This window comes from Wolbachia endosymbiont of Madathamugadia hiepei (assembly GCF_013366855.1).
GTDB lineage: Bacteria > Pseudomonadota > Alphaproteobacteria > Rickettsiales > Anaplasmataceae > Wolbachia.
Genome location: NZ_WQMP01000074.1, coordinates 1 through 4861 on the forward strand (window position 1 = coordinate 1; position 4861 = coordinate 4861).

The 4861-nt window shown below is 36.1% G+C and carries 4 protein-coding genes, 1 tRNA gene and 1 pseudogene; 4 read left to right on the plus strand and 2 right to left on the minus strand.

Annotated elements, in window-relative coordinates; all coding sequences use genetic code 11:
* On the plus strand, window positions 1–947 hold a 947-nt coding region (locus GO685_RS03345; RefSeq protein ID WP_175937570.1), incomplete at its 5' end, for a dihydroorotase.
* A 153-nt stretch (window positions 948–1100) separates the two neighbouring features.
* On the opposite strand, the gene GO685_RS03350 is transcribed toward GO685_RS03345, so the two are convergent.
* Window positions 1101–2240 (minus strand): SurA N-terminal domain-containing protein, encoded by a 1140-nt coding sequence (locus GO685_RS03350; RefSeq protein WP_175937571.1) that lies wholly within the window; start codon window positions 2238–2240, stop codon window positions 1101–1103.
* Window positions 2241–2468: 228 nt separating this feature from the next.
* On the opposite strand from GO685_RS03350, the gene mnmE reads away from it, so the two are divergent.
* The 3 genes from mnmE (at window position 2469) to GO685_RS03365 (ending at window position 4699) form a co-directional block, all read left to right on the plus strand.
* A complete protein-coding gene (mnmE, locus tag GO685_RS03355; protein WP_175937572.1) occupies window positions 2469–3797 on the plus strand; it encodes a tRNA uridine-5-carboxymethylaminomethyl(34) synthesis GTPase MnmE in 1329 nt (442 codons plus the stop codon).
* Window positions 3798–3844: 47 nt separating this feature from the next.
* Window positions 3845–3932, plus strand: a tRNA-Ser gene (locus GO685_RS03360).
* 254 nt (window positions 3933–4186) lie between these two features.
* On the plus strand, window positions 4187–4699 hold the full coding sequence (locus tag GO685_RS03365; protein ID WP_175937573.1) for a dsDNA nuclease domain-containing protein: 513 nt from the start codon (window positions 4187–4189) through the stop codon (window positions 4697–4699).
* A gap of 7 nt (window positions 4700–4706) precedes the next feature.
* Here the strand turns inward: GO685_RS03365 and GO685_RS03370 are convergent.
* Window positions 4707–4861 (minus strand): annotated as a pseudogene (locus GO685_RS03370) (IS982 family transposase); the annotation flags it as partial.

The window sequence follows — 4861 nt, forward strand, 5'->3', positions numbered from 1 at the left end:
CACTTGAAACTTCACATGTAAACGTTGAATTTTACGCTAAAATCACTACTTTAGAAGAAAAGTTGACTGAAATGACACTTTTAAAGGAAGCAGGTGCAGTTGGGTTTACTGACGATGGTATGCCAGTTATGAATCCAATGATTATGAGGCAGGCGCTACTTTATTCAAGTATGCTGGGTGTTCCGATTGCTCAGCATGCGGAAGATTTAAATTTATCAGCAGGTGGTGCAATTAATGAAGGTAAGGTTTCTGAGGAATTGGGAGTAAAGGGAATTTTAAGTGCTTCAGAATCAGTCATGGTAAACCGCGATATACTGCTCATGAAAGATATGGAAAACGTGCACTATCACATTTTACACGTTTCTGCAAAAGATTCACTCGACGCTATTAAACATGCAAAAGACTTAGGACTGAATGTTACATGCGAAGTAACACCTCATCACTTCACTTTAACTGAGGACATAGTAAAACAACATGGAGCAATTGCAAAAATGAATCCACCACTTCGCACTGAAGAAGATCGATTGGCTATGATTGAAGGTTTAAAAACAGGTGTGATTGATTGCATTGCAACTGATCACGCGCCACATGATCGTAATTCCAAAGACCTACCACTTGAAAACGCTGCATTTGGTATCGTAGGTCTTGAGACAATGCTACCTCTTTCACTTGAACTTTACCACAGTGGGCAAATGAGCCTATTTGACGTACTTGCAAAATTAACATATAAACCTGCGGATATAATACACATGCCACGTGGTCGTATACAAAAAAACCTTGCTGCAGACTTAATTTTGGTTGATCTAAATTACGAATGGGAAATTAAAATTGACAGCTTTGCTAGTAAATCAAAAAATTCTCCTTTTGATGGGTGCAAGGTAAAAGGACACGTAGTACGCACTGTTGTGTCCGGCAAAACTGTGTACTTGCATAGCTCTCTTGTATAACCTGCTTTCTAATGGTAATTTCTGCGTCAAAACTTGCTTACGCTCCTCGAATACTTCAAGTATTCTGCGGTTGCGTTTCTCCTAAAAATTCCTCACCATAAATTGGTTATGCAAGAATCTAATGATATGTCTGCTCGGAAGTCCTAGTTTCGGTTAACTATATCGATAACTGACGGCTGCATTTTTACGCATATCATCCAGTAGTAAGTTACTTTGTATCATAATCTTTTGTTGGTATATCTCCTGTTTAATAGCTTCTGTATCTGCCGTATTGCTTTTGATATCACACAACATCATTAACCTTGCAATGCTATTTTCTCTGAATTCTACTATTTCATTTACCTCTGTTTTACTAAATAAAACCTGTAAATCAGGGTTTAAATCCCGCATTTTTATTTCAAATTCTTTTGCATTTGGCAACTTAAGATTATCTGCCAATTTATCAAAATTCAAACAATTGACTTTCTGCTCTTTGAGATCGTCTAATGAACTTTCAGAACTTTTAACCACGACCTGTTTTAATTTTAAAGCGCTTTCCAGTAGTGCATGGTCGAGTTGTACTTTATCTATTACTTTTACAATAGAGTAACCTTCGCTAAGACTGACTGGACCTGCTATGTCACCAGTTTCTAGTCCTTCTAAAGCGTTCCTAAGGTTGCCTTTCAACTGATTCAAATTAACTGTTGCTTTACGCATCTTTATTGGAGGTTCTGGAATAAAGTCGTTATCACTATTGCGTAATTTTTTCGCTAAATCTTCAGCCATACTTTTGTCTTTCTGATCAGGAATTATAAACTCTTGAAACGTGATAAGGTAATCTGGCTTTTCTATTTGTCCTTTTGCATCGTTTACTTCCTTGTCGCTTATATTGATAAATGGTACGATTCTTGTTTCAATAATTTTGCCCCACAAAAGTTGACATTTTATTTGTTTTTTTAAGATGTCAAGGTCTATATTATGTTCTTTTATATATTGATCAATTTCATCATCCTTAATTTTAAAGCTTTGAGTTAGAAATGACACGACGGCGTCATTTAACTCTTCGTCACTCAATTTTATATTTAATCTTTGCACCTCATTAATAATGATAATTTCGTCTATTAGCTGCCTCAGAATTTGAAGCCTTAGCTCCTTTCCATTTTGAGTGTGAAACAGTGAATTTATCAGATTAACGCGTTTTTCAATATCTAAATTTGAAATTGGTTCACCATTTACATCTGCAATAATTTCAATCTCAACCGCAAGCAACTTAATTGGCAATATTATCAACAATAAAATTAGTATTTTACGCATAAGCAATAGTTAATAATCAATTCTATAATAAATATTGAGTCAATACTAGCCAATAGGTGACTTTTGTAAATTTTTTTATCTAATATGTTCATAGATGTCTTTGATTTATTAACACAGTAGTGCTACGTTAATACAAATTAGTAAAATAAATAAAAATTTTGAGCGCTTTCAAATTAGGTGTTTTGGTTTCTTAAGTGTAGCATTGCTAAGGAATAAACTGGTTTATGTATGACAAGCACAGGTGAAACTATTTTCGCTTTATCAACCGTATTTGGTAAGTCAGGAGTTGCAGTAATCAGAATTTCAGGTAGCCACGCGCTTAAAGCTTTAAGCCATTTTCATATTACAAAAGACATCAAACCTAGATTTGCTGCTTTAGTTGATCTGTATGATGATTCAGGTCAATTGATTGACAATGGAATAGTCATTTATTTTCCTGCTCCAAACAGCTTCACTGGTGAAGATGTTATAGAGTTGCAAGTGCATGGAAGCAAAGCAGTTATAAAGATTATCTTGGAGGAATTATCAAAAGTCTTTGTCATGGCTAAGCCTGGAGAATTCTCGCTTAGGGCCTTTCTAAACGGCAAGTTTGATTTAACGCAGATAGAAGGAATTGCAGACTTGATTGATGCCGAGACAAAAATGCAAGCTAAACAAGCAATCAGGCAGATGTCAGGGGAATTGGAGAGGTTATATAGTGGTTGGAGACAGAAATTGATAGCAATGCAATCTAAAATCGAAGCATATATAGATTTTCCAGAGGATGTTGCAACAGAAAGAAACGAGTTGGAAAAGGTCACTAATGAAGTGCAAGTTCTCGTGCAGTCAATACAAGACCACCTAGATGATAACAGACGTGGTGAAAGGTTGCGTGAGGGTTTACATATTGTGATAACTGGTAAACCAAATGTTGGTAAATCAACGCTATTTAATTTCCTTGCCAAACGCGATATCGCTATTGTTTCTGAATATGCAGGCACAACAAGAGACGTACTTGAAGCTCATATAGACATCGGCGGATACCCGATCATCCTTTCTGATACTGCTGGAATTTGTGAGAGTTCAGATCCGGTAGAATCAGAAGGCATAAGTCGTGCGAGAAAGAGGTCTTGTGAAGCTGATTTGAGAATAGAATTATTTCCTTTTAAACAGCGTCACAATATCAACTGCAGTGTTACAAATAATGACACCATTTACGTGCTGAGCAAAGCTGATGACACCAACGATAATCACAACATAAAAGTTAACAACATAGATTTTTTACCTATTTCTATTTTGAAAGGAATAGGTACGGAGAGGCTGATCTCTGCGATTAAAGAAAAAGTAGAGGAAAAATTTGGCTGCGATAAAGATGCTCCTCTGATTACTCGGCAAAGACACAGAAATTGCATGCAGAGAGCTATAGAACATTTACGACGTTTTAATATAGACAATCCAATTGAACTAATATCTGAAGACTTAAGGCTTGCAGCAATTGAACTTGGTGCGGTAACTGGGGTTATTAGTGTTGAAGAAGTATTGGATGATATATTCAATACTTTCTGTGTGGGCAAGTGAAATTTTTATAGATTGCTTGGAATCAAATGTTGTGATAAAAAAGAAGTGGACGGATGGCCGAGTGGTTTAAGGCACCAGTCTTGAAAACTGACGTACGTGATGAGCGTACCATGGGTTCGAATCCCATTCCGTCTGTATACTGGCTCAATGTAACTCAAGTCTAACCTATTTGCCCATTTTTGTCCAATGTGTGTGCCTTTTTCTTGGTAGGGTCAATTCGGTATTCATGAACAACCTCTACCTGAGGCATTTAATGCAGCTTGAGAGGATTTGTCCTGACAGTACATCTTGCAAATGTTCCCAGGTCTATGTTATGGTATCTGTATATCAATGTTTATTACTTTTTTACCATTTGCTGATACTATTTTTAAAATTATGTGAGGTTGAGGGTGTCTGAGTATTATCCTACTGGAGGGGCAAAACACTTTATCCATGGTATCGACTATCAAAGATTGTGGCTAATGCTGTTTTTTAGACGTGCAGTGGATAGAAAATACTTTTTCCGCTTAGCCACCGAAATGAGTCCTGCTGCGGGTTTTGATGATATTGTTTTCCGGTATGAGCAAAATGGGGCAACAGTATATATGCTTATACAGGTTAAACATAAACAAGATGGCAGTAAGAAGATCTGTATAAGTGACTTACTGACAAAAAGTGGTGAACTTAACTTAGCAAAACACTTTGCTGCCTTTTTAAAAATTCAAGGTGATGAAGAATTCAAGGACAAAATAAAGGATTTTTTTATTGTTACAAATGCTGATTTTGACCATGAGAGTCTAGCAAGTAAAGGAATTACAGTTGAAAAAATAGAAACACAGGATGAGTTTCCGAATGTAGGCAATAGTGCAAAATATAAGCTTAGAGACTCACGTAATAGTATTGTTCAATACTTAAAACGCTAACTATGGATTAGCGGACGAAGAAAGAGTTGGAAATGGAAGGTTTTTTGCGTTGTAAAGAATATGAAATAAGTGTAGAAAAAATGTGAACTAAAAAGTTAATAGGAGATCTATGGCGAGTATGTTCAATTTCTAATCTGTTTTTCAGGTAACCAAAAACCGTTT

Bases quoted from the DNA above. Each gene is read 5' to 3' on its own strand.
- mnmE (WP_175937572.1), top strand. From the start codon at position 2,469: ATGACAAGCACAGGTGAAACTATTTTCGCTTTATCAACCGTATTTGGT.
- GO685_RS03350 (WP_175937571.1), bottom strand. From the start codon at position 2,240: ATGCGTAAAATACTAATTTTATTGTTGATAATATTGCCAATTAAGTTG.